Annotated in this window: 25 protein-coding genes; 15 read left to right on the top strand and 10 right to left on the bottom strand. The window is 70.0% G+C overall.

Translation table 11 applies throughout. The features are described 5' to 3' along the window. The first annotated feature begins 46 nt into the window (after positions 1-46). The 3 genes from ABD073_RS03675 to ABD073_RS03685 are packed head-to-tail and all read left to right on the top strand — an operon-like array spanning position 47 to position 2,650. The gene (locus ABD073_RS03675) at positions 47-850 is read left to right on the top strand and encodes an ABC transporter ATP-binding protein (protein ID WP_343872457.1); all 804 of its coding nucleotides are present in this window, start codon (positions 47-49) and stop codon (positions 848-850) included. Next, positions 850-1,362, top strand: coding sequence for an NfeD family protein (locus ABD073_RS03680; RefSeq protein WP_386751639.1), 513 nt, complete (start codon positions 850-852; stop codon positions 1,360-1,362). The genes ABD073_RS03675 and ABD073_RS03680 overlap by 1 nt, the downstream gene beginning before the upstream one ends. A gap of 46 nt (positions 1,363-1,408) precedes the next feature. Continuing rightward, positions 1,409-2,650: an SPFH domain-containing protein gene (locus ABD073_RS03685; protein ID WP_343872458.1), complete on the top strand. Its 1,242-nt coding sequence runs from the start codon at positions 1,409-1,411 to the stop codon at positions 2,648-2,650. A gap of 98 nt (positions 2,651-2,748) precedes the next feature. Here ABD073_RS03685 and ABD073_RS03690 read toward each other — a convergent pair whose 3' ends face one another. Beyond that, positions 2,749-3,006: a hypothetical protein gene (locus tag ABD073_RS03690; RefSeq protein ID WP_343872459.1), complete on the bottom strand. Its 258-nt coding sequence runs from the start codon at positions 3,004-3,006 to the stop codon at positions 2,749-2,751. Positions 3,007-3,015: 9 nt separating this feature from the next. Beyond that, the gene (locus ABD073_RS03695) at positions 3,016-4,008 is read right to left on the bottom strand and encodes a bile acid:sodium symporter family protein (protein WP_343872460.1); all 993 of its coding nucleotides are present in this window, start codon (positions 4,006-4,008) and stop codon (positions 3,016-3,018) included. Positions 4,009-4,088: 80 nt separating this feature from the next. Here ABD073_RS03695 and ABD073_RS03700 point away from each other — a divergent pair, with 80 nt between their 5' ends. The 4 genes from ABD073_RS03700 to ABD073_RS03715 are packed head-to-tail and all read left to right on the top strand — an operon-like array spanning position 4,089 to position 6,412. Continuing rightward, positions 4,089-4,580 carry an RNA polymerase sigma factor gene (locus ABD073_RS03700; protein WP_343872461.1) on the top strand — a complete coding sequence of 164 codons (492 nt, stop codon included), beginning with the start codon at positions 4,089-4,091 and terminating at the stop codon, positions 4,578-4,580. After that, positions 4,573-5,148 (top strand): methylated-DNA--[protein]-cysteine S-methyltransferase, encoded by a 576-nt coding sequence (locus ABD073_RS03705; protein WP_343872462.1) that lies wholly within the window; start codon positions 4,573-4,575, stop codon positions 5,146-5,148. Before ABD073_RS03700 ends, ABD073_RS03705 begins: the two co-directional genes overlap by 8 nt. Before the next feature lie 9 nt (positions 5,149-5,157). Beyond that, positions 5,158-5,964: a TrmH family RNA methyltransferase gene (locus ABD073_RS03710; protein WP_343872463.1), complete on the top strand. Its 807-nt coding sequence runs from the start codon at positions 5,158-5,160 to the stop codon at positions 5,962-5,964. 7 nt (positions 5,965-5,971) lie between these two features. Then, positions 5,972-6,412: a hypothetical protein gene (locus tag ABD073_RS03715; RefSeq protein ID WP_343872464.1), complete on the top strand. Its 441-nt coding sequence runs from the start codon at positions 5,972-5,974 to the stop codon at positions 6,410-6,412. Positions 6,413-6,564: 152 nt separating this feature from the next. Here the strand turns inward: ABD073_RS03715 and ABD073_RS03720 are convergent, their stop codons facing one another. After that, positions 6,565-7,023 (bottom strand): DoxX family protein, encoded by a 459-nt coding sequence (locus ABD073_RS03720; protein ID WP_343872465.1) that lies wholly within the window; start codon positions 7,021-7,023, stop codon positions 6,565-6,567. After that, positions 7,023-7,628 carry a peptide deformylase gene (gene def / locus ABD073_RS03725; protein WP_343872466.1) on the bottom strand — a complete coding sequence of 202 codons (606 nt, stop codon included), beginning with the start codon at positions 7,626-7,628 and terminating at the stop codon, positions 7,023-7,025. Before def ends, ABD073_RS03720 begins: the two co-directional genes overlap by 1 nt. Before the next feature lie 106 nt (positions 7,629-7,734). Here def and ABD073_RS03730 point away from each other — a divergent pair, with 106 nt between their 5' ends. Beyond that, complete coding sequence (locus tag ABD073_RS03730) at positions 7,735-8,712, top strand: tyrosine recombinase XerC (protein WP_343872467.1); 978 nt, start codon at positions 7,735-7,737, stop codon at positions 8,710-8,712. A 29-nt stretch (positions 8,713-8,741) separates the two neighbouring features. Here the strand turns inward: ABD073_RS03730 and ABD073_RS03735 are convergent, their stop codons facing one another. Continuing rightward, the gene (locus tag ABD073_RS03735) at positions 8,742-9,749 is read right to left on the bottom strand and encodes a peptidoglycan DD-metalloendopeptidase family protein (protein ID WP_343872469.1); all 1,008 of its coding nucleotides are present in this window, start codon (positions 9,747-9,749) and stop codon (positions 8,742-8,744) included. Positions 9,750-10,058: 309 nt separating this feature from the next. Here ABD073_RS03735 and rpsB point away from each other — a divergent pair, with 309 nt between their 5' ends. The 7 genes from rpsB to gdhA all read left to right on the top strand — a co-directional run bounded on the left by rpsB (position 10,059) and on the right by gdhA (position 17,057). After that, entirely contained in the window at positions 10,059-10,994 is a 936-nt protein-coding gene (gene rpsB / locus ABD073_RS03740) for a 30S ribosomal protein S2 (protein WP_343872471.1), read from the top strand. 34 nt (positions 10,995-11,028) lie between these two features. Then, positions 11,029-11,838, top strand: coding sequence for a translation elongation factor Ts (gene tsf, locus ABD073_RS03745; protein ID WP_343872472.1), 810 nt, complete (start codon positions 11,029-11,031; stop codon positions 11,836-11,838). A gap of 217 nt (positions 11,839-12,055) precedes the next feature. Continuing rightward, a complete protein-coding gene (gene pyrH, locus ABD073_RS03750) occupies positions 12,056-12,769 on the top strand; it encodes a UMP kinase (RefSeq protein ID WP_343872473.1) in 714 nt (237 codons plus the stop codon). 66 nt (positions 12,770-12,835) lie between these two features. Next, positions 12,836-13,390, top strand: coding sequence for a ribosome recycling factor (gene frr / locus ABD073_RS03755; RefSeq protein ID WP_343872493.1), 555 nt, complete (start codon positions 12,836-12,838; stop codon positions 13,388-13,390). Between the two features lie 13 nt (positions 13,391-13,403). Further along, positions 13,404-14,291, top strand: a complete 888-nt coding sequence (locus ABD073_RS03760) for a phosphatidate cytidylyltransferase (RefSeq protein ID WP_343872474.1) — start codon at positions 13,404-13,406, stop codon at positions 14,289-14,291. Between the two features lie 51 nt (positions 14,292-14,342). Further along, complete coding sequence (rlmN, locus tag ABD073_RS03765; protein WP_343872475.1) at positions 14,343-15,608, top strand: dual-specificity RNA methyltransferase RlmN; 1,266 nt, start codon at positions 14,343-14,345, stop codon at positions 15,606-15,608. Positions 15,609-15,722: 114 nt separating this feature from the next. Continuing rightward, positions 15,723-17,057 (top strand): NADP-specific glutamate dehydrogenase, encoded by a 1,335-nt coding sequence (gdhA, locus tag ABD073_RS03770; protein ID WP_343872476.1) that lies wholly within the window; start codon positions 15,723-15,725, stop codon positions 17,055-17,057. Here the strand turns inward: gdhA and ABD073_RS03775 are convergent. Genes ABD073_RS03775 through ABD073_RS03795 form a run of 5 tightly spaced genes read right to left on the bottom strand, consistent with a single transcriptional unit; the run spans position 17,054 to position 22,224 of the window. Continuing rightward, positions 17,054-17,974, bottom strand: coding sequence for an N-acetylglucosamine kinase (locus tag ABD073_RS03775; RefSeq protein WP_343872478.1), 921 nt, complete (start codon positions 17,972-17,974; stop codon positions 17,054-17,056). The two genes, gdhA and ABD073_RS03775, sit on opposite strands and share 4 nt — an antisense overlap. Positions 17,975-17,986: 12 nt before the next feature. Further along, positions 17,987-19,093 carry an LOG family protein gene (locus ABD073_RS03780; RefSeq protein WP_343872480.1) on the bottom strand — a complete coding sequence of 369 codons (1,107 nt, stop codon included), beginning with the start codon at positions 19,091-19,093 and terminating at the stop codon, positions 17,987-17,989. Positions 19,094-19,122: 29 nt separating this feature from the next. Further along, positions 19,123-20,034, bottom strand: a complete 912-nt coding sequence (locus ABD073_RS03785) for a carbohydrate ABC transporter permease (protein WP_343872482.1) — start codon at positions 20,032-20,034, stop codon at positions 19,123-19,125. A 2-nt stretch (positions 20,035-20,036) separates the two neighbouring features. Continuing rightward, positions 20,037-20,957, bottom strand: a complete 921-nt coding sequence (locus ABD073_RS03790; RefSeq protein ID WP_343872483.1) for a carbohydrate ABC transporter permease — start codon at positions 20,955-20,957, stop codon at positions 20,037-20,039. Positions 20,958-20,964: 7 nt separating this feature from the next. Beyond that, a complete protein-coding gene (locus ABD073_RS03795; protein WP_343872484.1) occupies positions 20,965-22,224 on the bottom strand; it encodes an ABC transporter substrate-binding protein in 1,260 nt (419 codons plus the stop codon). Positions 22,225-22,237: the final 13 nt, after the last annotated feature.

Below are 22,237 nucleotides of genomic sequence, written 5' to 3' on the forward strand. Positions count from 1 at the left end.
GCGAGCCGGGGTTGGGTGAGCCCCTGCGGTTCGATAGGTTGCACCCATGGCGAGTGTCGTGGATCTGGCAGGGGTTGGGGTTCGACGCGGGGGCAAGGACCTGGTGGCGGACATCACCTGGCGCGTCGAGGAGGACGAGCGCTGGGTCCTGATCGGCCCCAATGGTGCCGGCAAGACCACCCTGCTGCAGGTGCTGGGCGCCCAGATGCACCCCACCACCGGCATGGCCGCCATCCTCGACGAGCTGCTCGGTGCCGTCGATGTCTTCGAGCTGCGGCCCCGCATCGGCGTGGCCTCGGCCGCCATCGCCGACCGCATCCCCAAGGGGGAGCGGGTGGACGATGTGGTGGTCTCCGCCTCCTATGCCGTGATGGGCCGCTGGCGCGAGGAGTACGACAGCCTGGATCACGACCGTGCCGGCGACCTGATGCGCCAGCTGCGCGTCGACCACCTGGCCTCGCGCACCTTCGGCACGCTGAGCGAGGGCGAGCGCAAGCGGGTCCAGATCGCCCGAGCCCTGATGACCGACCCGGAACTGCTGCTGCTCGACGAGCCGGCCGCCGGGCTGGACCTGTCCGGCCGCGAGGCGCTGGTGGGAACCCTGTCCGAGATCTGCAGCGATCCCGACGCCCCCGCCACCGTGCTGGTCACCCACCACGTCGAGGAGATCCCGGCCGGGATCAGCCACGCCCTGCTGCTCAAGGACGGCCACGTGGTGGCCGCCGGGCCGATCGAACAGGTGCTCACCGACGACCTGATGAGCCAGACCTTCGACCTGCCGCTGCGGATCAGCCACGAGGACGGCCGCTGGCAGGCCCGCGCGGTGTGGCCCAGGCGGGGGATGGAGTGATGACCCCGCAGGAGCAGGACCTGGCCGGCTGGTTCTCGGACCACCTGTGGGCCTTGTGGGGAGCTCTTGCCCTGGTGCTTGCCTGCGCCGAGATGCTCACCCTGGACCTGACCCTGCTGATGCTGTCCTCCGGCGCCCTGGCCGGCGGGCTCGTGGCCCTGGTGGTGCCGGGCATGCTCTGGCTCCAGGTGCTGGTGGCGCTCGGCGTCGCCGCGGCCATGCTGGGCTTCCTGCGCCCCACCCTGCTGGAGCGGGTACGACGCGCCCCCGGCTACCGCTCCAGCCTGAACAAGCTGGTGGGCAGCGAGGGTGCCGCAACCGCCGCCATCACCCGGACCGGCGGTGAGGTCAAGGTGAACGGTGAGCTGTGGAGCGCCCGCCTGGTGCCCGGCGTCGCCGCCGTCGAGGTGGGGGAGATCGTCGAGGTCTACGAGGTGGACGGGGCGACGCTGGTGGTCTACCCCGTGGAGCGCGAGCTGGGTGGGCGCAGCAGCGCCGCAGAGATCGAGTAGAACCCTCCGGGACGACGCCGTCCCGGGGTCTGACAAGGAGGAACAGATGGAGATCGGATTCATCCTGATGGCCCTGCTGGTGGCCCTGGTGGTGATCGCCCTGCAGCAGTCGCTCAAGATCATCAAGCAGCAGCAGATCGCCGTCGTGGAGCGGCTCGGCAAGTTCCGACGCACCCTGGAGCCCGGCCCCCACCTCCTGGTGCCGCTGGTGGACCGGGTGCGCTACACCATGGACATGCGCGAGGAGGTGCAGGCCTTCCCGCCGCAGGGGGTGATCACCGAGGAGAACCTGATGGTCAACATCGACTCGGTCATCTACTTCCAGATCGTCGACCCGGTGCGCGCCGCCTACGAGGCGCAGAACTACCGCGGCGCCATCGAGCAGCTCACCATGACCACGCTGCGCAACATCATCGGCGGCATGGACCTGGAACGGGCCCTGACCAGCCGCGAGGAGATCAACAACAAGCTGCGCGCGGTGCTCGACGAGGCCACCGGCAAGTGGGGCATCAAGGTCAACCGCGTGGAACTGCGCGCCATCGAGCCGCCGGCCACCATCCGTGACGCCATGGAGAAGGGTGCGCGTGCCGAGCGCGACAAGCGGGCCCAGATCCTGCTGGCCGAGGGGCAGCGGCAGTCCCAGATCCTGTCCGCCGGCGGTGAGCGCGAGTCCGCCATCCTGAGGGCACAGGGTGATCGCGAGGCCGCGGTGCTGCGCGCTCAGGCCGACCGCCAGGCCCAGATGCTGCGCGCCGAGGGCGAGGCGCAGGCCATCACCACGGTCTTCAACGCGATCCATGCCGGCGAGCCGGACCAAGGTCTTCTGGCCTACCAGTACATGCAGATGCTGCCCTCCCTGGCGCGCGGCGACTCCAACAAGGTGTGGATCGTGCCCAGTGAGCTGAACGACGCCCTGAAGGGACTGGGTTCCGCGGTGGGCGACATCGGTGAGCAGGTCAAGGCCTACGCGCAGACCGACCGGTCGAAGTTCTCCGCGCCGGAGAAGGTGGACGTGATGGCCGAGATCCAGGCCCAGACCGACCAGGAGCGGGCGCAGAGCGACAAGACGGTGCAGAGCGTGATCGAGGAGGCGGAGAAGCTGTCGAACCCGGCCTTCAAGCCGCGCCGCAACCCGCAGCCGGTGGACCCGGCTCCGGAGGGTGACCAGCTGACCACCGGTGCCTCCGACGCGCTGGAGGTGCAGCAGCCACAGCAGTCGGGCGCCCAGCAGCCGCCCGCCGGGCCGGCCTACCAGACCGGGTGGGAGCCTCCCGCCGGCGGGCAGTGAGCCTGCCACCACCCAGCAGCACGACGACGGCGCCCCGCGATCACTCGCGGGGCGCCGTCGCGTCGGGTGCTGCTGCCCGGGAAGCCGGAGGGCGCGGCTCAGTCCAGCTCGTCGTCCTGGTCGCGCTGCTTGGCCACCTTCGGCGCGGCCTGCGGCGAGAGGCTGACCCAGCCGGACCCGGGCAGCGGTGCTGCGGCACCGGCGGTCGGGGGTGCGACGTGCGGGTTCTCCGGCTGGTTGGGCCGGGGCGGCGCGCCGGGGGTCACCGGGCGGACGGCGGCGCCGAGGGCCTGTTCCAGGGCCTTGGCGATCGCGCTGTTGGGAGCCGAGGTCTTGTGCTTGCGGATCTCTGCCATGACCCGAGCCTACCCAGCGACCTGCACGTCGCCCGTCTCGCCGGCCTGGCGGGCGTAGCGGCCGGCCAGGGCGGAGCAGGCCATCAGCTGGGCCTGGTGGAAGACCATCAGCGGCAGCACCATCAGGCCCACCGTGGGCATCCCGGCGAAGAGCACGGTGGCCATCGGCACGCCGGTGGCCAGTGACTTCTTGGTGCCGCAGAACTGGATGGCGATCCGGTCGGCCCGGCTGAAGCCCAGCCAGCGCGCCACCTGCCAGGTGAGCCAGAGCACCAGCGCCAGCACCACCAGACAGACCAGCACCAGGCGGACGATGTCACCCGGCGAGATGGTGCTCCACATGTGCTCGCGCATGCCCTGGCTGAAGGCGGAGTAGACCACCAGGATGATCGAACCCTGGTCCACCAGCTTGAGCCGCTTGTGTCGCTTCACGAAGTCGGCGGTCCAGCGTCGGGAGAGCTGGCCCAGCACGAAGGGCACCAGCAGCTGGCCGACGATGTCGAGCACCGAGGAGGCATCGATGTGCAGCCCGCCGGTGGCCGACATCAGCGCGATGGCCAGCAGTGGGGTGATCACCACGCCCACCAGGTTGGAGAAGGAGGCGCTCACGATGGCGCCGGCCACATTGCCCTTGGCGATCGAGGTGAAGTTGATGCTGGACTGCACCGTGGGGGGCACCAGGCAGACCCAGAGCAGGCCCAGGTAGAGCTCGTGGCTCAACACCGGCCCGTCGAGCACCCGCAGGGCCAGCCCCAGCAGCGGGAAGAGCAGGTAGGTGAAGGACAGGATCACCGCGTGCAGGCGCCAGTTGCGCAGTCCCTCCAGCGACTCCTGCGGCGAGAGCCGGGCGCCGTAGAGGAAGAAGAGCACCGCGATCATGATCTTGCTGGCCCAGGAGAGCACCGGGACCGCGGCACCGGTGGCCGGGAAGATGCTGGCCAGCACGGCGGCGGTGATGATCGCCAGCAGGAAGCGGTCCGGGCGGGGAAGGCTGAGGCTCATGGTGGGCCCAGCCTACGACCGACCGGAGTCGGTGGCAGGCTGGGACCTCACAGTCCGCGGTGGTGCGGCGTCTACAGGACATGAGCATGCAGATCCCCTTCAGCCAGGCCGTCGAGCAGCACGGCACCACCGTGCTGCGCGTCTGTCGCAGCGTGCTGGGTGGTGGCCCCGATGCCGACGACGCCTGGCAGGAGACCTTCCTGTCAGCGCTGCGGGCGTGGCCGGAGCTGGACGACGGAGCCGACGTGGAGGCCTGGCTGGTCACCATCGCGCGACGCCGCAGCCTGGACCAGGTGCGGGCCAGCTCCCGGCGGGCGCTTCCGGCGGAGGTGCTTCCCGAGCCGGGGGAGCGCGAGGCTCGGATGGCTCCCGAGGAGAGGCTGCTGCTGTGGCGCTGGCTCGACCGGCTGCCACCGAAGCAGCGCCGAGCGGTGGCCCATCACCACCTGGCCGGCCTGCCGCATGCCCAGGTTGCCGAGTTGCTCGGCACCACCCCCGAGGCCGCCCGCCGGGCCGCCAGCGACGGCATGGCCCGTCTGCGCCGCATCCACCGTGAGGAAGACCATGACTGAGCACCTTGACGCACTGACCAGCCGGCTGGCCCGCACCGCCTCGGAGCAGGGGCTGGTGGAGGTGGCCTGGCGCACCGTCGACAGCCCGGTGGGGGAGTTGCTGCTGGCCGCCACCCCCGCGGGGCTGGCCCGGGTGGCCTTCGCCCGCGAGGGCTTCGACGGCGTGCTGCAGGACCTCTCCGCCCGCATCGGCCCGCGCGTGCTGCGCGAACCCGGTCGGCTCGATGCGGCCGCCCACCAGCTCGACGACTACTTCGCCGGTCTCCGCACCAGCTTCGACCTGCACCTGGACGACCGGCTCTCGACGGGCTTTCGCCAGCAGGTGCAGCGCTGGCTGCCGCAGATCGGCTACGGCCGCACCGCCAGCTATGCCGAGGTGGCCGCCGCGCTGGGGCGTCCCGGCGCCTCGCGTGCGGTGGGCACCGCCTGCGCCACCAATCCGCTGCCGCTGGTGGTGCCCTGCCACCGGGTGCTGCGCTCCGGCGGGGCGCTGGGCGGCTACCTGGGCGGCCTGGAGGCCAAGCAGGCGCTGCTCGAGCTGGAGGGTGCGCTGCCGACGCACCGCTAGGCTCGTCCGGTGGCCCACTTCGTCGAGATCACCGACCCGCACGACGAGCGCCTGCGTGACTACGTGGCGCTGCGCGAGACCTCGCTGCGCCACAGCATCGAGGCCGAGCACGGCCTGTTCATCGCCGAGGGCGAGAAGGTGATCCGACGCGCGGTGGAGGCCGGCTACCCGCCGCGCTCCTTCCTGCTGGCGCCCCGCTGGGTGGACTCCTTGTCCGACCTGCTGGAGGCCACCGACGCGGAGGTCTACGTGGTGAGCCCCGCGTTGGCCGAGCAGGTGACCGGTTTTCATGTGCACCGCGGCGCGCTGGCCTCGATGCAGCGCCAGGTGCGCCACCGGCTCGACGACCTGCTGGACGCCCGACGCCTGGTGGTGGTGGAGGACATCGTCGACCACACCAATGTGGGCGCCATCGTGCGCAGTGCCGCCGGCCTGGGCTGGGACGGGGTGCTGCTGGCGCCCCGCGCCGCCGATCCGCTCTACCGACGCGCCGTGAAGACCTCCATGGGGGCCGTCTTCAGCCTGCCGTGGGCCCGGATGGAGAGCTGGGAGAACGACCTGGAGCGGCTCCGGGCGGCGGGCTTCACCGTGGTCGCCCTCGCCCTGCGCGAGGACGCGGTCAGCCTGGACGAACTGGCCGCGAGCCTGTCGCCCGACGAGAAGGTTGCCGTGCTGATGGGCACCGAGGGCCAAGGGCTCAGCGAGCACTGGTTGGAGCAGGCCGACCGGGTGGTATGCATCCCGATGGGGCACGGCGTCGACTCCCTCAACGTGGCCGCGGCCACCGCGGTGGTCTGCTACGTGCTGCGCCCCTGAGCCGGTCGTGCCGTCGCGGCATCCCCCGATCTCCAACATTCTGGACTTCTGGCTCGACTACTTCGGCGCGCCCGGGCGTCAGCGACGCGAGCTGCGCAACGAACTGCGAGCCAACCTGGACGGCTCCGCCGCCGAGCGCGGCTGGGAGACGGCCCGTGAGGGGCTGGGCTCCATCCGGGCCCTGGCCCGGGAGAGTGCCGCCTCGGTGCGCGACGAACGTCGTCCCTCATGGACCACCGGGGCGGTGCTGGCCGCGCTTCTCTTCGGCTTCGTGGTGCTGGTGCACGCCTGGAGCATGTTCGCCTTCGTCGACGGCGCCATGGCCACCGGTATCCCGGTGGGGCACGAGGTCACGGCCGGCGTGACCTTGCTGCCGGGCTCGCGCTTCACCGCCGGCAACCAGGTCAATGGTTTCGGTCTCGGCTTCGGCATGGTCATCTCGCCCTAGTTGCTCATCGGCCTGCCGCTGCTGGGCTCGCGGATCTGGCGCCTGGCGCGGCGATCCTGAGCCCGGTGGGCTCCCTCTGGGGCTGCCACGTGCCCGGCCCCTCGACGAAGAACTCCCGGCCGCCCTTCAGGGGGCGGCCGGGAGTTCGGTGCTCAGGAGCGGCGTCGTCGCCGCCGCGGGGTGTCGGGGCCGTTGGCCCAGGAGTCGTAGCTCCAGTCGCCGGCGCTGGCCAACGAGAGGCACATCAGGGCGGCGATCAGGGCGGCGCAGAGTTCCCAGCCGCCTTGGCCGACGAAGATGCCGTTGTCCTTGTGCAGGAACCAGATGGCGCCGGCCATCTCCAGGCTGAGCAGCACGCAGACCACCCAGGTGTAGGCGCCCAGCACCAGGCAGGCGCCGCCCAGCAGCTCCAGCAGGGCCACCAGCGGTGCGGCGATCCCGGGCTGGGGGATGTGCCAGGCCGTGAACTGCTTGATGGTGGCCTGGATGGTGGGGTCGGTGAACTTGCTCCAGCCGTGGGCGATGAAGACCACGCCCAGGGCGCAGCGGCAGAGCAGCAGGATGATGGCCCGCCACGGGTTCTCCGTGTACGGGGTCTGGGTGGCGTGCATCAGGCCTGCGGGTCCTCGCGACGACCCTTGGGGCTGACCGGCCAGTCGTCGGGGTAGAAGTGCTTGAGCTGCTCGTGCTGCTCGTCGAGCTTGCGACGGGCGCGCGAGCTGAGTCGGTCGCCGAAGACCATGCCGCCCAGATGGTCGGTCTCGTGCTGCAGGCAGCGGGCCAGTAACCCGGTACCCACCACGGTGATGTCCTGGCCGAAGGCGTCCTGGCCGGTGCAGGTGGCGCGGTCGGGGCGGGCGAGCGGCTGGTAGGCACCGGGCCAGCTCAAGCAGCCTTCGTCGGTGGAGTCCAGGCGGCGGTCGCGGCCCTCGGGCAGCGTGACGACGGGATTGCAGAAGACTCCGCGGTGGTGCACCTGGTCCTCGTCGGGGCAGTCGTAGACGAAGACGGCCAGGTCCACGCCCACCTGGGTGGCTGCCAGGCCGACGCCCTCGGCGGCGGCCATGGTGGCGAACATGTCGCGGACCAGCTGGTGCAGTTCCTCGCCGAAGTCGGTCACCGGGCGGGTGGGCTGGTGCAGGACGTCCTCGCCCCAGCGGGTGACCCGCAGGACGCGTCCCGAGGTGGTGAGGTCTTCCAGGCTGCTCGCGCTCACGTGCTCTTCCTTCCAGGTGCGTACCTGCGAACCCTACAGGGACACCCCGGCGCGACGCGGTGGCCGGCTGGGCCGACGCGCCGCCCCGCCCGCCTAGTCTGGGCGCATGAGCCCAGAGCAGGAGGAGCCGAACCCGTCCGAGCCGGGGGCGCACGGTCGGCCCCTGCAGGCGGAGCCGAGTCCTGCGCTGCGCGATGCCGTCGAGGCCTTTGCGGAGTGGCTGGCCACCGAACGGCGCAACTCGGAGCACACGGTGCGCGCCTACCGCGGCGACGTCAGCCTGCTGGTGCAGCACCTGGCGCAGCAGGGGATAGACCAGCTCCACCGGGTGCAGGTGCGCGACCTGCGCGGTTGGCTGGCCGCCATGCAGGCCACCGGGGCCAGCCCCGCCACCCTGCAACGGCGCAGTGGTGTGGCCCGGGTCTTCTTCGCCTGGGCCGCCCGTGAGCAGCTGGTGGAGACCGATCCGGCGGTCGGGCTGAAGTCCCCGCGGGTGCCGCGACGCCTGCCACCGGACCTCGCCACCGAGGACATGGACCAGCTCTTCGCCGCCGCCTCCGCCCGCGCGGCCGAGACGGAGGGTCCCGGAGGGCTGCGCGACGTTGCCATCCTGGAGGTGCTCTACGGCAGCGGTATCCGGGTCTCGGAGCTGTGCGGCCTGGACCTGGCCGACATCGACCGGGCCCGCGGCACCCTGCGGGTGCTGGGCAAGGGCAACAAGGAGCGCACCGTCCCGCTGGGCGGTGCCGCGCAGCGCGCCCTCGAGGCCTGGCTGGCGGTGCGCGGCCAGTGGCTGCGCCAGACCAGTGATGCGGTCTTCCTGGGCGCGCGCGGCGCACGGATCGACCCCCGGGTGGTGCGGCGCATGGTGCACCAGGCCCTCGACGCGGTGCCCCAGGCGCCCGACCTGGGCCCGCACGGCCTGCGCCACGCCATGGCCACCCACCTGCTGGAGGGCGGCGCCGACCTGCGTACGGTCCAGGAGATCCTGGGCCACAGCTCCTTGGCCACGACGCAGATCTACACCCATGTGAGCAACGAGCGGCTGCGCGCGGCCTTCGAGCAGGCCCACCCCCGCGCCTGAACCGACCCCGGCCCTGCGCGTCCGCAGGCTCACAGCTGTCCCAGCGGATCGACCACCCCGCCGTCGATCCAGACCATGAAGTGCAGGTGACAGCCGGTGGAGAAGCCCGTGGTGCCCACCCGGCCCACCCGCTGCCCCGCGCCCAGCACCTGGCCGGGGGAGGCCGCGACGCTGGACAGATGGTTGTAGGAGGTGCGCACCCTGCGGCCCGAGAGCACCCCGTGGTCCACCACCACCCGGTTGCCATAGGCCAGGTTCGCCTCCACCAGCACCACCCGACCCGCGGCGGAGGCTCGCACCGGTGCGCCGCACGGGTCGGCGAAGTCCACCCCGTCGTGCAGCTTCCAGCGGTACAGCACCGGATGGAAGCGCATCCCGAAACGCGAGCTGACCGGCCCGGCGCTGGGGCGGGCCAGCCCGTGCGCCCCGGTGGGCTGCGTGAAGCCGGCCAGCGGCACCTCGCCGCCCCCGATCGGTGACGGAGGTGGCGGCGGGGGAGCGGGACGTGCACCCCACCGGTGCAGCCGCACCTGACCATCCGCGCTGCCGAAGCGGTTCGGGTCCAGATAGTCGCGGCCGCGGCGCAGCCCGAAGTGGAGACAGGCGCAGTCGTGGCCGGCCACCACCTCGCCCAGCGACTGGCCCGCCGAGACCGTGGCGCCCGCCCGCACCCGGGCGCGCACCGGCTCGTAGGTGGTGCGGGTGCCGTCGGCATGCTCCACCGAGACCACCGGGCGCCCGGCCACCATCCCCACGAAGGCCACCCTGCCGCCGGCCGCGGCGACCACCGGGGTGCCCGGGGGCGCGGCCAGGTCGATGCCGCGGTGGCCCGCCTGCCAGCGCTCGGCCGGCGGGTCGTAGTGCCGCGCCACGGGGCCGGGGACCGGCCGGACCAGGTCGGTCCCGGAGCCGCCGGGAGCTGCCCCGGCCTGCGACGCCGGAAGCAGCGCCACCAGCAGGCCTGCCAGCAGGACGGCGAGTGGTCGGGCCGGCGCGGTCGAGGCGGTGCCGGGGGAGCGGGGCGTCGTGGTCCTCATGCCGGTGAGTGTGGACGTCGAGGGCCCTGATTTCTCACCCTCGCCGTGGCCTGTGGACAATTCCTCGACCACCCCTCGGCTGTGGACACGTCCCGGTTTGGGTCCCGGGCCGTGCGGGCCGTAGACTGCCGGGGCAGCCCGGACCGATTCGGGCTGACTTCGCATGCGTCGAGCCGGCAACGGGTTCGGCCCCTTCGGTCCCGCGTCCGCGCGGGCGGGGACGAGCGGCGCATCAGGGTGGCACCGAAGAGCTCGGTGCCCGTCAAGGAACCGTGTGGGCGCCGTGCGCCCACGAAGAAAGGACCGGCCATGGCCGTCGTCACCACTCGCCAGCTGCTCGAGAGCGGTGTCCACTTCGGGCACCAGACCCGCCGCTGGAACCCCAAGATGAAGCGCTTCATCTTCACCGAGCGCAATGGCATCTACATCATCGACCTGCAGCAGTCGCTGACCTACATCGACCGCGCCTACGCCTTCGTCAAGGAGACCGTCGCCAAGGGCGGCCAGATCATGTTCGTGGGCACCAAGAAGCAGGCCCAGGAGACCATCGCCGAGCAGGCCACCCGCGTCGGCATGCCCTACGTGAACCAGCGCTGGCTGGGCGGCATGCTCACCAACTACCAGACCGTCATCAAGCGCGTGCAGCGCCTCAAGGAGCTCGAGGTCATGGACTTCGAGAACGTGGCCGCCTCCGGCCTCACCAAGAAGGAGCTGCTGGGCCTCAAGCGCGAGAAGGCGAAGCTCGAGAAGACCCTGGGCGGCATCCGTGAGATGGCGCGCGCCCCGCAGGCCGTCTGGGTGGTCGACACCAAGAAGGAGCACCTGGCCATCGACGAGGCGCGCAAGCTGCGCATCCCCGTCGTCGCCATCCTCGACACCAACTGCGATCCCGACGAGGTCGACTTCCCGATCCCGGGCAATGACGACGCCATCCGCTCCGTCTCGCTGCTGACCCGCATCATCGCCGACGCCGCTGCCGAGGGCCTGCTGGCCCGTTCCGGTGGCAACGCACCGGCCGGTGACGCCCCCGCCGAGCCCCTGGCCGACTGGGAGCGCGAGCTGCTCGCCGGTGAGACCAACCGTGAGGGCGTCGCGGAGACCCCGGCCCAGGCCGAGTCCACCGATCCCGAGGCCGGCCAGCTGGCTGCCGAGGCTGCTCCCGCCGAGCAGGCCGTCGAGGCCGCCCCGGCCGAGCAGGCCACCGAGGGCGAGGCCGCCGCGGCCGAGTCCACCGACGCCAACTGATCCGTACACCCACTTCCAAGAACGGAAAACTGACATGGCAATCACTGCTGCCGATGTGAAGAAGCTCCGCGACACCACCGGTGCCGGCATGATGGACGCCAAGAAGGCGCTCACCGAGGCCGACGGCGACTTCGAGCGCGCGATCGAGATCCTGCGCGTGACCGGTCAGGCCAAGATGGCCAAGCGTTCCGACCGCGAGGCCAGCAATGGCATCGTGGCGGCCGCCGGCAAGACCGTCATCCAGCTCGGCTCCGAGACCGACTTCGTGGCCAAGAACGGCGAGTTCATCGCCCTGGCCGAGAAGATCGTCGCGGCCGTCGACGCCTCCGACGCCACTGACCTGGAGTCGGCGAAGGCCGTCACGCTGGACGAGGGCACCGTGGCCGAGGCCGTCGATGCCCTGGCCACCAAGATCGGCGAGAAGCTCGAGCTGAAGGATGCCGTCAAGTACAGCGGCACCACCCACACCTACCTGCACCGCCGCTCGCAGGACCTGCCTCCGCAGGTCGGCGTCCTGGTGGAGTACGAGGGCGAGGACGAGGCCCTGGTGCACTCGGTCGCCCTGCAGATCGCCTCGATGCAGCCCCAGTTCGTGACCCGCGAGGACGTCCCCGCCGAGGTCATCGAGAAGGAGGCCCGCATCGCCAAGGAGACCGCCCTGGAGGAGGGCAAGCCCGAGAAGATCCTCGACCGCATCGTCGAGGGTCGTCTGGGTGGCTTCTACAAGGACGTCTGCCTGGTCGAGCAGCCCGCCGTCTCGGACGACAAGAAGACCGTCGGTCAGCTGCTGGACGCCGCCGGCGTCAAGGTGACCCGCTTCGTCCGTCTGTCGGCCGGCGCCTGATCACCACCTGAGCACCACCCGCACTCCCACGAGGGGGAGGGCCCGCACGGGTCCTCCCCCTCGTCGCGTCCCGGTGCGGGTGATGACGCCACCGGCTCGGATTCTCGGTAGAGTGGCCGGAGCCGTGCACCCGTGCGGCCTCATGCCGCGCGTCCATCGGGGGCCACGGTCATGGAAACCGGGGCAGCTGCACCGTCCCGGTCGACGAGGAGGAACTGTGAGCAATCCCTACAAGCGAGTTCTGCTGAAGCTCTCGGGCGAGGTCTTCGGCGGCGGTCGCATCGGCGTGGACCCCGTCGTGGTCTCGGGCATCGCGCGCCAGATCGCCGAGGTGGTCTCCGACGGCGTGCAGGTGGCCATCGTCGTGGGTGGCGGCAACTTCTTCCGCGGTGCCGAGCTCTCGCAGAGCGGCATGGAGCGCGAGCGGGCCGACTACATGGGAATGCTGGGCACCGTCATGAATGCGATCGCCCTGCAGGACTTCTGTGAGCAGGCCGGCGTGCCCACCCGGGTGCAGAGCGCCATCACCATGACCCAGGTGGCCGAGCCCTACATCCCCCGTCGCGCGGTGCGCCACCTGGAGAAGGGCCGCGTGGTCATCTTCGGCGCCGGCGCCGGCATGCCCTACTTCTCCACCGACACGGTCAGCGCCCAGCGCGCGCTGGAGATCGGCTGCGACGCGCTGCTGATGGGCAAGCAGGGCGTCGACGGCGTCTTCGACTCCGACCCCAAGACCAACCCGCAGGCCACGATGTTCGACGAGCTGAGCTACGACGACTACCTGGCCAAGGACCTCAAGGTGGCCGACGCGGCCGCCATCTCGCTGGCCCGCGACAATGCGCTGAAGATGGTCTTCTTCAACCTCAGCGTCGAGGGCAACATCCGCAAGGCCGCCCACGGCGACCAGATCGGCACCACCATCGTCCGCTGAGCCCAGCGGCGCCCGGCCCATGCACGACCAACCACCACCGCAGACCGACAGAAGGACAGCATCGTGATCACCGACATCATCAAGGACGCCGAGAAGAAGATGGGCGCCGCCGTCGACTTCGCCCGCGAGGAGTTCGCCGGCATCCGCACCGGCCGCGCCAACCCGTCCATGTTCAACAAGATCACCGCCGACTACTACGGCGCCCCCACCCCGCTGCAGCAGCTGGCCACCTTCCAGGTGCCGGAGGCGCGCACCATCCTGATCACCCCCTTCGACCGTTCCGCCGTGAACGCCATCGAGAAGGCCGTGCGTGACTCCGACCTGGGCGTCAACCCCTCCAACGACGGCAACATGATCCGTTGCATCCTGCCGGCGCTGACCGAGGAGCGTCGCAAGGAGTACGTGAAGATGGCCAAGCACAAGGCCGAGGAGGGTCGCGTCAGCGTGCGCAACGTGCGTCGCCACGCCAACGACGCCATCAAGCGCCTGGAGAAGGACAAGGAGATCGGCGAGGACGAGGCCGGTCGCGCCGAGAAGCAGCTGGACACCGTGACCAAGAAGTACGTCGAGCAGATCGACGAGCTGCTCAAGAGCAAGGAAGCCGAGCTGCTCGAGGTCTGAGCGCACCCACCCCATGAGCCAGGAGCGCATCGCACCGTCCGACCTCACGCACCCGCCGAAGCCGAGCCGCGCAGGACGCAACCTGCCGGCCGCCATCGCGGTGGGCGTGGGGTTGTTCGGTGCCGTGGTGGCCACCCTGGCCTGGTGGAACTGGGGCTTCGTGCTGCTGGTGGCCATCGCGCTCAGCCTGGGAGCCGTCGAGATCTCCCAGGCCGTGGAGCGGATCGGTGCGCGCACCGAGGTGGTCCCGATCGTGCTGGGCACCGTGGCCACCGTGCTGGGGTCCTACTGGGTGGGCCAGCGGCCGGCGGACCACCTGCCCGCCAACACCCTGATCATCGGGCTGCTGGCCATCACCGCCCTGGCCTGCCTGGTGCTGCGGCTGCGCGGTGGCTCCGACGGCTTCATCCGCGACACCTCCGCCAGCCTGTTCACCGTCGCCTACATCCCGCTGCTCGGCTCCACCGTGGCCCTGATGCTGGCCGGTGATCTGGGTCGCGAGCGCATCATCACCTTCCTGACCTGCGTGATCGCCTCCGACACCGGCGGCTACATCGCCGGCGTGCTCTTCGGCAAGCACCCGATGGCGCCGCGGGTCAGCCCCAAGAAGACCTGGGAGGGCTTCGCGGGCTCCATCCTGTTCAGCGTCGTGATCGGCGCGCTGCTGTCCACCTGGCTGCTACACGTGCACTGGCTGGTGGGCGCCGTGATGGGCCTGCTCCTGGTCTGCTTCGGCACCGCCGGGGACCTGGTGGAGTCCAACATCAAGCGCGACGTGGGCATCAAGGACATGAGCTCCTTCCTGCCCGGGCACGGCGGCGTGATGGACCGGTTGGACTCCCTGCTGGTCGCCGCGCCGGTGGCCTGGTTCGCCATGTTCCTGATGGTGCCCGGCGGCTGAGACCGCCCCATTCCTGCAAGACCCTTTCCCGAGTAGTGAGGACGTGCTCCGATGAGCGCACCCGACGGCCGCAACCACGCCGCCCCAAAGGCCACCAGCCCCGCCCTCGTGCTGCCCGCCGAGCCGCTCGCCGATCCCGGCAAGGAGCTGCCGCTGGTCTTCGCGGCCCCGCGTCGCGGCAAGCCGGCCAGGCACTGGATCGACCTGACGGTCGACGAGCGCGTCGAGGCCGTAAAGCAGGCGGGGCTGCCGGCCTTCCGGGCGCAGCAGATGAGCAAGCACTTCTTCGAGCGCCACGAGACCGACCCGCTGCAGTGGACCGACCTGCCGCAGGGGATGCGCGAGCAGGTGGCCGAGACCTTCTTCCCCACGCTGATCACCCAGGTCAGCGAGCAGCGCTGCGACGGCGACACCACCGTGAAGACGCTGTGGCGGCTGCACGACGGCTCGCTGGTGGAGTCGGTGCTGATGCGCTACGGCGTGCGCCCCTCGAAGCCCGGCGAGGTGGAGCTGGGGGAGACCGACGACGAGACCGGCGTCGGCCGGGTGCGCAGCACGCTGTGCATCAGCTCTCAGGCCGGTTGCGGTATGGCCTGCCCCTTCTGCGCCACCGGCCAGGGCGGGCTGCAGCGCAACATGTCCACCGGCGAGATCATCAGCCAGGTGGTGGCCGCCAACCAGCTGCTCGCCACCGGTGAGCTGCCCGGCGGGCCGGGCCGCGTGAACAACATCGTCTTCATGGGCATGGGTGAGCCGATGGCCAACTACAAGGCCGTGATCGCCGCGGTCCGCACCCTGGTGGAGCCCGCGCCGCACGGCATCGGGATGAGCGCGCGCGGCATCACGCTGTCCACCGTCGGCCTGGTGCCGCGGATCCAGCAGCTCACCACGGAGGGCATCCCGCTGACGCTGGCGATCAGCCTGCACGCCCCCGACGACGAGCTGCGCGACGAGCTGGTGCCGATCAACACCCGCTACGACGTCGACGAGGTGCTGGACGCCGCCTGGGAGTACGCGCGCACCACCCGGCGTCGGGTGAGCATCGAGTACATCATGATCAAGGACATCAACGACCAGGCCGCCCGCGCCGAACTGCTGGCCCGTCGCCTCAAGGCCCGGGGCGACTGGGGCTGGGCGCACGTCAACCTGATCCCGCTGAACCCCACCCCTGGCTCCAAGTGGACCGCCTCGCGCAAGAGCGACGAGCGGGCCTTTGTGAAGACGCTGGAGAACTGGGGCATCCCGGTCACCGTGCGCGACACCCGCGGCCAAGAGATCGACGGGGCCTGCGGCCAGCTCGCGGCCACGATGTCGTGAACCCGCTGTCCACTCCATGGACCGATGGGTGGGCGGTTCCCGGGCGGGAGCCGGTGCTCGATAGGCTCCGCTCGGAGCAAGACCGAGTCTGACCAACGAGTACAAGGAGTCCCTGTGACCATCCTCGACACCGTCTACGAGACCGTCGTCAAGCGCAACCCCGGCGAGGTGGAATTCCACCAGGCGGTCAAGGAGGTGCTGGACAGCCTCGGGCCCGTGCTCAAGCGCCACCCGCAGTACGTCGAGTCCGCCGTCCTGGAGCGGATGTGCGAGCCCGAGCGCCAGATCATCTTCCGTGTCCCGTGGGTCGACGACCAGGGCAAGGTGCAGATCAACCGCGGCTTCCGCGTCGAGTACAACTCGGCCCTCGGCCCCTACAAGGGCGGCCTGCGCTTCCACCCCAGCGTCTACCTGGGCATCATCAAGTTCCTCGGCTTCGAGCAGGTCTTCAAGAACTCGCTGACCGGCATGCCGATCGGCGGCGGCAAGGGCGGCTCCGACTTCGACCCGCACGGCCGCAGCAATGGCGAGGTCATGCGCTTCTGCCAGAGCTTCATGACCGAGCTCTACCGTCACCTGGGCGAGTACACCGACGTCCCCGCCGGCGACATCGGCGTGGGCGGACGTGAGATCGGCTACCTGTTCGGCCAGTACAAGCGCATCACCAATCGCTACGAGGCCGGCGTGCTCACCGGCAAGGGCCTGACCTGGGGCGGCTCCCTGGTGCGCACCGAGGCCACCGGCTACGGCACCGTGCTGTTCGCCAACCGGATGATGGAGACCAAGGGCTCCAGCCTGGAGGGCCAGCGCGTCACCGTCTCCGGCGGCGGCAATGTGGCCATCTACGCCATCGAGAAGGCGCAGCAGCTGGGCGCCCTGTGCCACTCCTTCAGTGACTCCTCGGGCTATGTCTACGACGAGAAGGGCATCGACCTCGACCTGCTGAAGCAGGTCAAGGAGGTGGAGCGGGGTCGCGCGGCCGACTACGCCAACCGTCGCGAGGGCGCCAAGCTGGTCACCGACGGCTCGGTCTGGGACATCCCCACCGACGTCGCGCTGCCCTGCGCCACCCAGAACGAGCTGCCCGGCGATGCCGCCAGCACCCTGGTGAAGAACGGCGTCAAGGTGATCGCGGAGGGCGCCAACATGCCCACCACGCCCGAGGGCATCGAGGTCTTCAAGGCCGCCGGCGTGGCCTACGCGCCCGGCAAGGCGGCCAATGCCGGTGGCGTGGCCACCTCGGCGCTGGAGATGCAGCAGAATGCCTCGCGTGACAGCTGGGACTTCGAGTACACCGAGAAGCGGCTGGCGCAGATCATGGAGGACATCCACGACAACTGCATCCAGACCGCCGAGGAGTACGGCGCTCCCGGCGACTACGTGCTGGGCGCCAACATCGCGGGCTTCGTGAAGGTGGCCGACGCGATGATCTCGATGGGCGTCGTCTAGTCCTCGAGCAGACCTGACAGGTGGCCGGCATCCCATGGGGTGCCGGCCACTTCTGCTGCCAGGCCGCAGGCGCCCAGCACCGGCTCGGCGACGTGGCGGGCCAGCGGGAAGCGTTCCTGGATGAGGTCGGCCAGCGGTCCGGGCGCGAGCAACCCGCCCGCGGTCACCAAGGGCTCGTCGGCGACTGCCCCCACCGTGCTGGCATGGCCGCAGAGCAGGTCCGCGGCCTGGTCCACCAACGATTGCGCCACCGGGTCGGCGTGTGGTTGGTCGCAGGCCATGAGCGCGAGCCTCGCGAAGCTGCCGAGCTGCGACGGGGGCAGCGCATGGACCTGCGCAACGAGGGCCTGGCGCGGGTCCGCCTGCTCGATCCCGAGGTGAGTGAGCACCTGTGCCGTCATGACGGTGGACGGACCCCGGTCGTCGAGCTCGGCAGCGACGGCGCGCAGCACCTCGAGTCCCAGCCAGACGCCGGAGCCCCGGTCTCCCAGCAGCCAGCCCATCCCGTCGCACCGCTGCACCAGGGCATGGCCACGGAAACGGGCGGCGATCGCCCCGGTGCCGCTCAGCAGCAGCACCCCGTCACCGCCCAGGTCGCCGGCTCGGAAGGCGATGTCGATGTCTGGCACCACGGCCAAGGGTGCGCTGATCCCAAGACGGCGTACCGCCTGCTCCAGCAGCTCGCGGACCTCCGGGTGCCCGGCCCCGGCGGCGCCGATCGCCACGCCGGACAGGGAGGCGGCCGGATGGCTTCCGAGGGCCTGGTGGACGGCCAGTCGGAGCTGTTCGAGGGCGGTGCCCGGGTTGGAGCGGGGATTCCCGCCGTCCGCCCTGCCCCGACCCAGGACCACCCCGTCGGCCGAGCAGAGCAGGGCGCGCGTCGAGGTACCGCCCACGTCGAGGCCGAGCAGGGACACGGTGACCGCCTCTCAGCCGAGCAGCAGCTCGGCGGCCTGGTCGATGTGGTCCACCAGGTGCAGTCGGGTTCCCATGGCCCGGTCGCGGCCCAGGGCCTCCAGCAGCGGCCAGGCCGGCAGACGGCTCGTCCAGTGCTCCACGCCCACCAGAACCATGGGCGTGGTGGGCGCGCCCTCGGCGGCGTAGTAGTTGGCGGTGGCGGCCTGGAAGATCTCCTGGACCGTCCCGGCCGCGCCGCTCAGGTAGACGATGCCGCCCTTGCAGCGCTGCAGCAGGGTGTCCTCGCGGATGGCATTGCTGAAGTACTTGGCGACGTGGGTGGCGAAGGCATTGGGCGGCTCGTGGCCGTAGAACCAGGTGGGGATCCCGACGCTGGTGCCGCTGGCCTGCCAGCGGGCGCGCACCTCCAGGGCGGCGCGGGCCCAGCCGGTGAGGTCGGCGTGGAAGTCGGGATGGGCGGTGAGCACTTCGACGGCCTGCTCGAGCTGGTCCGGCTGTCCGGCCAGGTAGGCACCCAGGTTGCCGGCCTCCATGGCGCCGGGGCCGCCTCCGGTCATCACGAGGCGTCCGCCACGGGTCAGCTCGCCGGCCAGCCGCGCGGCGCTCAGGTAGTCCTGGCTGCCGCGCGCGGCCGCATGACCGCCCATGATGCCGATCGAGCGGTCGGCCTCGGTGGCCAGGCAGAGCTCGTCGAGGGCGTCGGAGACGGCATGGTCGTGCAGCGCGGTGGACAGGGTGGCGTCCAGGTCCGGCTGGGGTCCCTGCTTCAGCGTCCAGGCGTAGACCAGGGCATCGCGACTGGCGGCGTAGTCGCCACCGTCGAGCACCGCGTCGTAGAGGTCCTCTGGGGTGTAGAGCCGGGGCTGGTAGGGGTTGAAGGGCAGCTCCGGCAGGGCAGGGAAGACCAGGGCGCCGCGATGCCGCAGCGCGGACTCCTCCTCGACGGTCATGGTGCAGCCCAGGAAGAGGGCACCGCGCACCTCGACGGTGGCCAGCTGCGCCCCGCGCCCGGTCAGGTCCACCGACTGCACGATGCAGCGGGCCAGCGAACTGGCCCGCTGCAGGTGGGCGTCGAGCTCGGCCGGGCTGTGGAGCTCCAGGTTCTCGGGCACGTTCATGCCGTCGAGCCTAGTGGCCGGGTGCGACGCTACTTCTGGGCGCCGCGCATGATGCCGGAGATGATCCAGCGCTGCGCGAGGATGTAGACCAGCACCATCGGGGCGATGGCCATCAGGTAGGAGGCGAAGGCCACCGTGTAGTTGGTGTTGAACTGGCCCTGGAAGACGTACTGGGCCAGCGGCAGGGTCTGCTTGTCCGGATCGGTGAGGATCACCAGCGGGAGCAGGAAGTCGTTCCACGCCCACAGGCAGGTGAGGATGCCCACGGTGGCATTCATCGGGGTGAGCAGCGGGAAGATGACCTTCCAGAAGATGGTCCAGCGCGAGGCGCCCTCCAGCGCCGCGGACTCCTCCAGCTCCAACGGGATCGACTTGATGTAGCTGGTGTACAGCAGGATGTTGAAGGCCAGGCCGTAGACCGCGTAGAGCAGGATCAGGCCGAGCTCGTTGTCGATGCGCAGGATGGCTGTCTCCTTGACCACCGGCAGCATGATGATCGGGAAGGGCACGAAGAGCGCGATCACGAAGTAGTAGTAGAGGGCCTTGACCCAGCGACGGTGCAGGTTGCGGGCGATGGCATAGGCCACCATCGAGTTGGTCAGCAGGGTCAGCGTCACCGCGCCCAGGGTGATCACCAGCGAGGTCCAGAAGCGCTTGGGGAACTCGGTCATCTCCCAGGCGGTGCGGAAGTTGTCCAGGCTCCAGCTGCCGGGCAGCCCGAAGCCGGACTCCGCCAGCTCGGTCGGGGTCTTGAAGGCGGTGACCACCGCGAAGTAGAGCGGCACCAGGATGGTCAGCGAGAGGACGGCCAGCAGCAGGGTGGCAGGCCAGTTGGTGCCACCCCCGGCGCGGCTGCGGCGACGACGGACGGCGGGCTGGCGGCGCGGGTCGAGCGTGGCGACGTCGGCCTGGGCGACATGGGAGACAGCTTCCTGGGACATGCTCAGAGCCTTTCCTGGGACTGGAAGAACCGCAGCTGGGCCACCGAGATCAGCACCACGATGAGGAAGTAGATGATGCCGTTGGCGGTCTGGTAGGCGTACTCGCCGCCCTGGAAGCCGTTCTTGAAGATGAGGAAGGAGATCGACTGGGTGCTGGTGCCGGGACCTCCGCCAGTGAGCGCGACGATCTGGTCGAAGACGCCCAGCGAGCCCTTGAAGGAGAGCACCATGTTGATGCCCATGAAGGGGATGATCAGCGGCAGTGTGATGTGCAGCAGCCGGTTCCAGGAGCTGGCGCCGTCGATCGCCGAGGCCTCGTAGACGCTGTCGTCGATGGTCTGCAGGCCCGACAGGTAGATGATCGTGTTGTAGGCCACCGCCTGCCAGACGCCCACCAGGACGATGGCCAGCCAGGCGTACTTCTCGTTGGCCAGCAGCGAGGTGGACAGCACCTCGATGCCCAGCTTCTCGCCCAGCTCGGGCAGGTTGTTGGTGAACAGGTAGCCGAAGATGTAGCTGACGATCAGCACCGGCAGGATGTTGGGCAGGAAGAACAGGCCGCGCCAGAAGGTCTGGCCCTTGATCTTCTCGTTCAGGAAGAGGGCCAGCGCCAGCGCGATGACGTTGATCAGGACGGTGGCCACCAGGGCGTAGGTGAAGGTGAAGGCGTAGGACTGCCAGATCACGTTGTCCTTCAGCAGGCTGGTGTAGTTGCTCAGCCCGATCCAGCGCCACTCGCCGTAGCCCTTGAAGTTGGTGAACGTGTAGAACAGCCCCGTCAGGAAGGGCACCATCAGCAGTGCCGTGAACAGGACGAAGGCCGGGATCAGCATGGCCAGGTAGGTCTTCTCGATCGGGTCACGGCGGTGGCGGACCTGGTCGGTGTCGGTGGTGCGCTCCAGAGTGCTCGTCGGAGTGGACATGGCTTCCTCACTGGGTCCGGTTGAGGCGGGTGACGACCTTGTCCCACTGGCTGTCCAGGGTCTCGGCGAAGCCCTTGGCGTCGCCGTCGATCAGGAACTGCTGCATGTAGGCGTTCAACGTCACGGCCTGCGGGAAGTTGTGGTCGGAATAGGTGGCGAGCAGGTTCTTGTCGAAGTAGGGGACCAGACCCTGCAGCGCCGGGTCGGTGGCCTTCATCCCCTCGAGGGTGGGGAAGGCCACCTGCTCGTCGCAGTAGGCCTTGAGGTTCTCCGGCTTCATCAGGTACTCGAAGAAGGCGAGCTGCTCCTGCTCGTGGCGCGGTTCGACGCCCATGGTCAGCGCCACGTCGACGCCCGAGACGACGCGGGTGTCCTTGGCCTGGTCGGCTGGCATCGCGAAGGTTCCGAGGTTGATCTTCGGGTTGTAGGACCGGATGGCCGGGATCGCATAGGTTCCATGCACGTACATGGCCGAGTCGCCCTTGGCGAAGGCCTGGTTGGCGTCGTTGTAGCCCAGCTCGTACTTGTTGCGATTGCCGTAGGAGGCCAGCTTCTTCATCTTCTCGAGGATGGGCATGTAGTCCTTGGCGAAGCTGGTTCGTCCTGCTCGCCGCTCCTCGTACCAGGCGGCCACGCCGTCGGTGAAGGTGTCGCCGCTCAGCGAGCTGAACATCGGGGCCCCGGTCCAGTTGTCCTTGAAGCCCCAGGTGAACGGCGAGATCTTGCGTGCGGTGAACTCCTCGCAGATCTCCACCAGCTCCGCCCAGGTGGTGGGTGGCTCCAGCCCCGCCGCCCGGAAGACGTCGGCGTTGTATATGATGCCCGAGCCGTTGTTCGCGAAGGGGATGCCGTTGACCTGGCCCTCTCCGCCGGTGCCCAGCGTCGGCAGGATCTCGGCGATCGCGGGTTGCACCTGCTTCATCAGCGCGGTGGGGGAGAAGTCGTAGAAGACACCGGTCCTGGCGAGCGAGCCGTAGCCGTAGTCGCCGTTGATGGTGATCAGGTCGGGAAAGTCGTTCTTGACCAGGCGGACGCGCAGGGCGGTGACATTGTCGGCCTGGAAGTTCTGGCTGACGGTGCAGGCCTGCTGGCTGGCGTTGAACTGGGTGCAGATCTTGTCGAAGAGCTTGATCGCCTCGCTCTTGAACTGGAACAGCTCCAGACGAGGCGGCCCTCCGGGATCGTTGGAGGCGCAGCCACCGAGCAGGCCGGCGCCGGTCAGGGCACCTGCCGAGAGCAGCAGGTTGCGACGTGAGATCTCGTGCATGAAGTCCTCCTGC

The organism is Luteococcus peritonei (assembly GCF_039526385.1).
Classification (GTDB): domain Bacteria; phylum Actinomycetota; class Actinomycetes; order Propionibacteriales; family Propionibacteriaceae; genus Luteococcus; species Luteococcus peritonei.

Excerpts from the sequence above, each read along its gene's own strand:
- ABD073_RS03675 (WP_343872457.1), top strand. The coding sequence starts at position 47 with ATGGCGAGTGTCGTGGATCTGGCAGGGGTTGGGGTTCGACGCGGGGGC.
- ABD073_RS03680 (WP_386751639.1), top strand. The coding sequence starts at position 850 with ATGACCCCGCAGGAGCAGGACCTGGCCGGCTGGTTCTCGGACCACCTG.
- ABD073_RS03685 (WP_343872458.1), top strand. The coding sequence starts at position 1,409 with ATGGAGATCGGATTCATCCTGATGGCCCTGCTGGTGGCCCTGGTGGTG.
- ABD073_RS03690 (WP_343872459.1), bottom strand. The coding sequence starts at position 3,006 with ATGGCAGAGATCCGCAAGCACAAGACCTCGGCTCCCAACAGCGCGATC.
- ABD073_RS03695 (WP_343872460.1), bottom strand. The coding sequence starts at position 4,008 with ATGAGCCTCAGCCTTCCCCGCCCGGACCGCTTCCTGCTGGCGATCATC.
- ABD073_RS03700 (WP_343872461.1), top strand. The coding sequence starts at position 4,089 with ATGAGCATGCAGATCCCCTTCAGCCAGGCCGTCGAGCAGCACGGCACC.
- ABD073_RS03705 (WP_343872462.1), top strand. The coding sequence starts at position 4,573 with ATGACTGAGCACCTTGACGCACTGACCAGCCGGCTGGCCCGCACCGCC.
- ABD073_RS03720 (WP_343872465.1), bottom strand. The coding sequence starts at position 7,023 with ATGCACGCCACCCAGACCCCGTACACGGAGAACCCGTGGCGGGCCATC.
- ABD073_RS03730 (WP_343872467.1), top strand. The coding sequence starts at position 7,735 with ATGAGCCCAGAGCAGGAGGAGCCGAACCCGTCCGAGCCGGGGGCGCAC.
- ABD073_RS03735 (WP_343872469.1), bottom strand. The coding sequence starts at position 9,749 with ATGAGGACCACGACGCCCCGCTCCCCCGGCACCGCCTCGACCGCGCCG.
- rpsB (WP_343872471.1), top strand. The coding sequence starts at position 10,059 with ATGGCCGTCGTCACCACTCGCCAGCTGCTCGAGAGCGGTGTCCACTTC.
- tsf (WP_343872472.1), top strand. The coding sequence starts at position 11,029 with ATGGCAATCACTGCTGCCGATGTGAAGAAGCTCCGCGACACCACCGGT.
- ABD073_RS03760 (WP_343872474.1), top strand. The coding sequence starts at position 13,404 with ATGAGCCAGGAGCGCATCGCACCGTCCGACCTCACGCACCCGCCGAAG.
- rlmN (WP_343872475.1), top strand. The coding sequence starts at position 14,343 with ATGAGCGCACCCGACGGCCGCAACCACGCCGCCCCAAAGGCCACCAGC.
- ABD073_RS03780 (WP_343872480.1), bottom strand. The coding sequence starts at position 19,093 with ATGAACGTGCCCGAGAACCTGGAGCTCCACAGCCCGGCCGAGCTCGAC.
- ABD073_RS03785 (WP_343872482.1), bottom strand. The coding sequence starts at position 20,034 with ATGTCCCAGGAAGCTGTCTCCCATGTCGCCCAGGCCGACGTCGCCACG.
- ABD073_RS03790 (WP_343872483.1), bottom strand. The coding sequence starts at position 20,957 with ATGTCCACTCCGACGAGCACTCTGGAGCGCACCACCGACACCGACCAG.
- ABD073_RS03795 (WP_343872484.1), bottom strand. The coding sequence starts at position 22,224 with ATGCACGAGATCTCACGTCGCAACCTGCTGCTCTCGGCAGGTGCCCTG.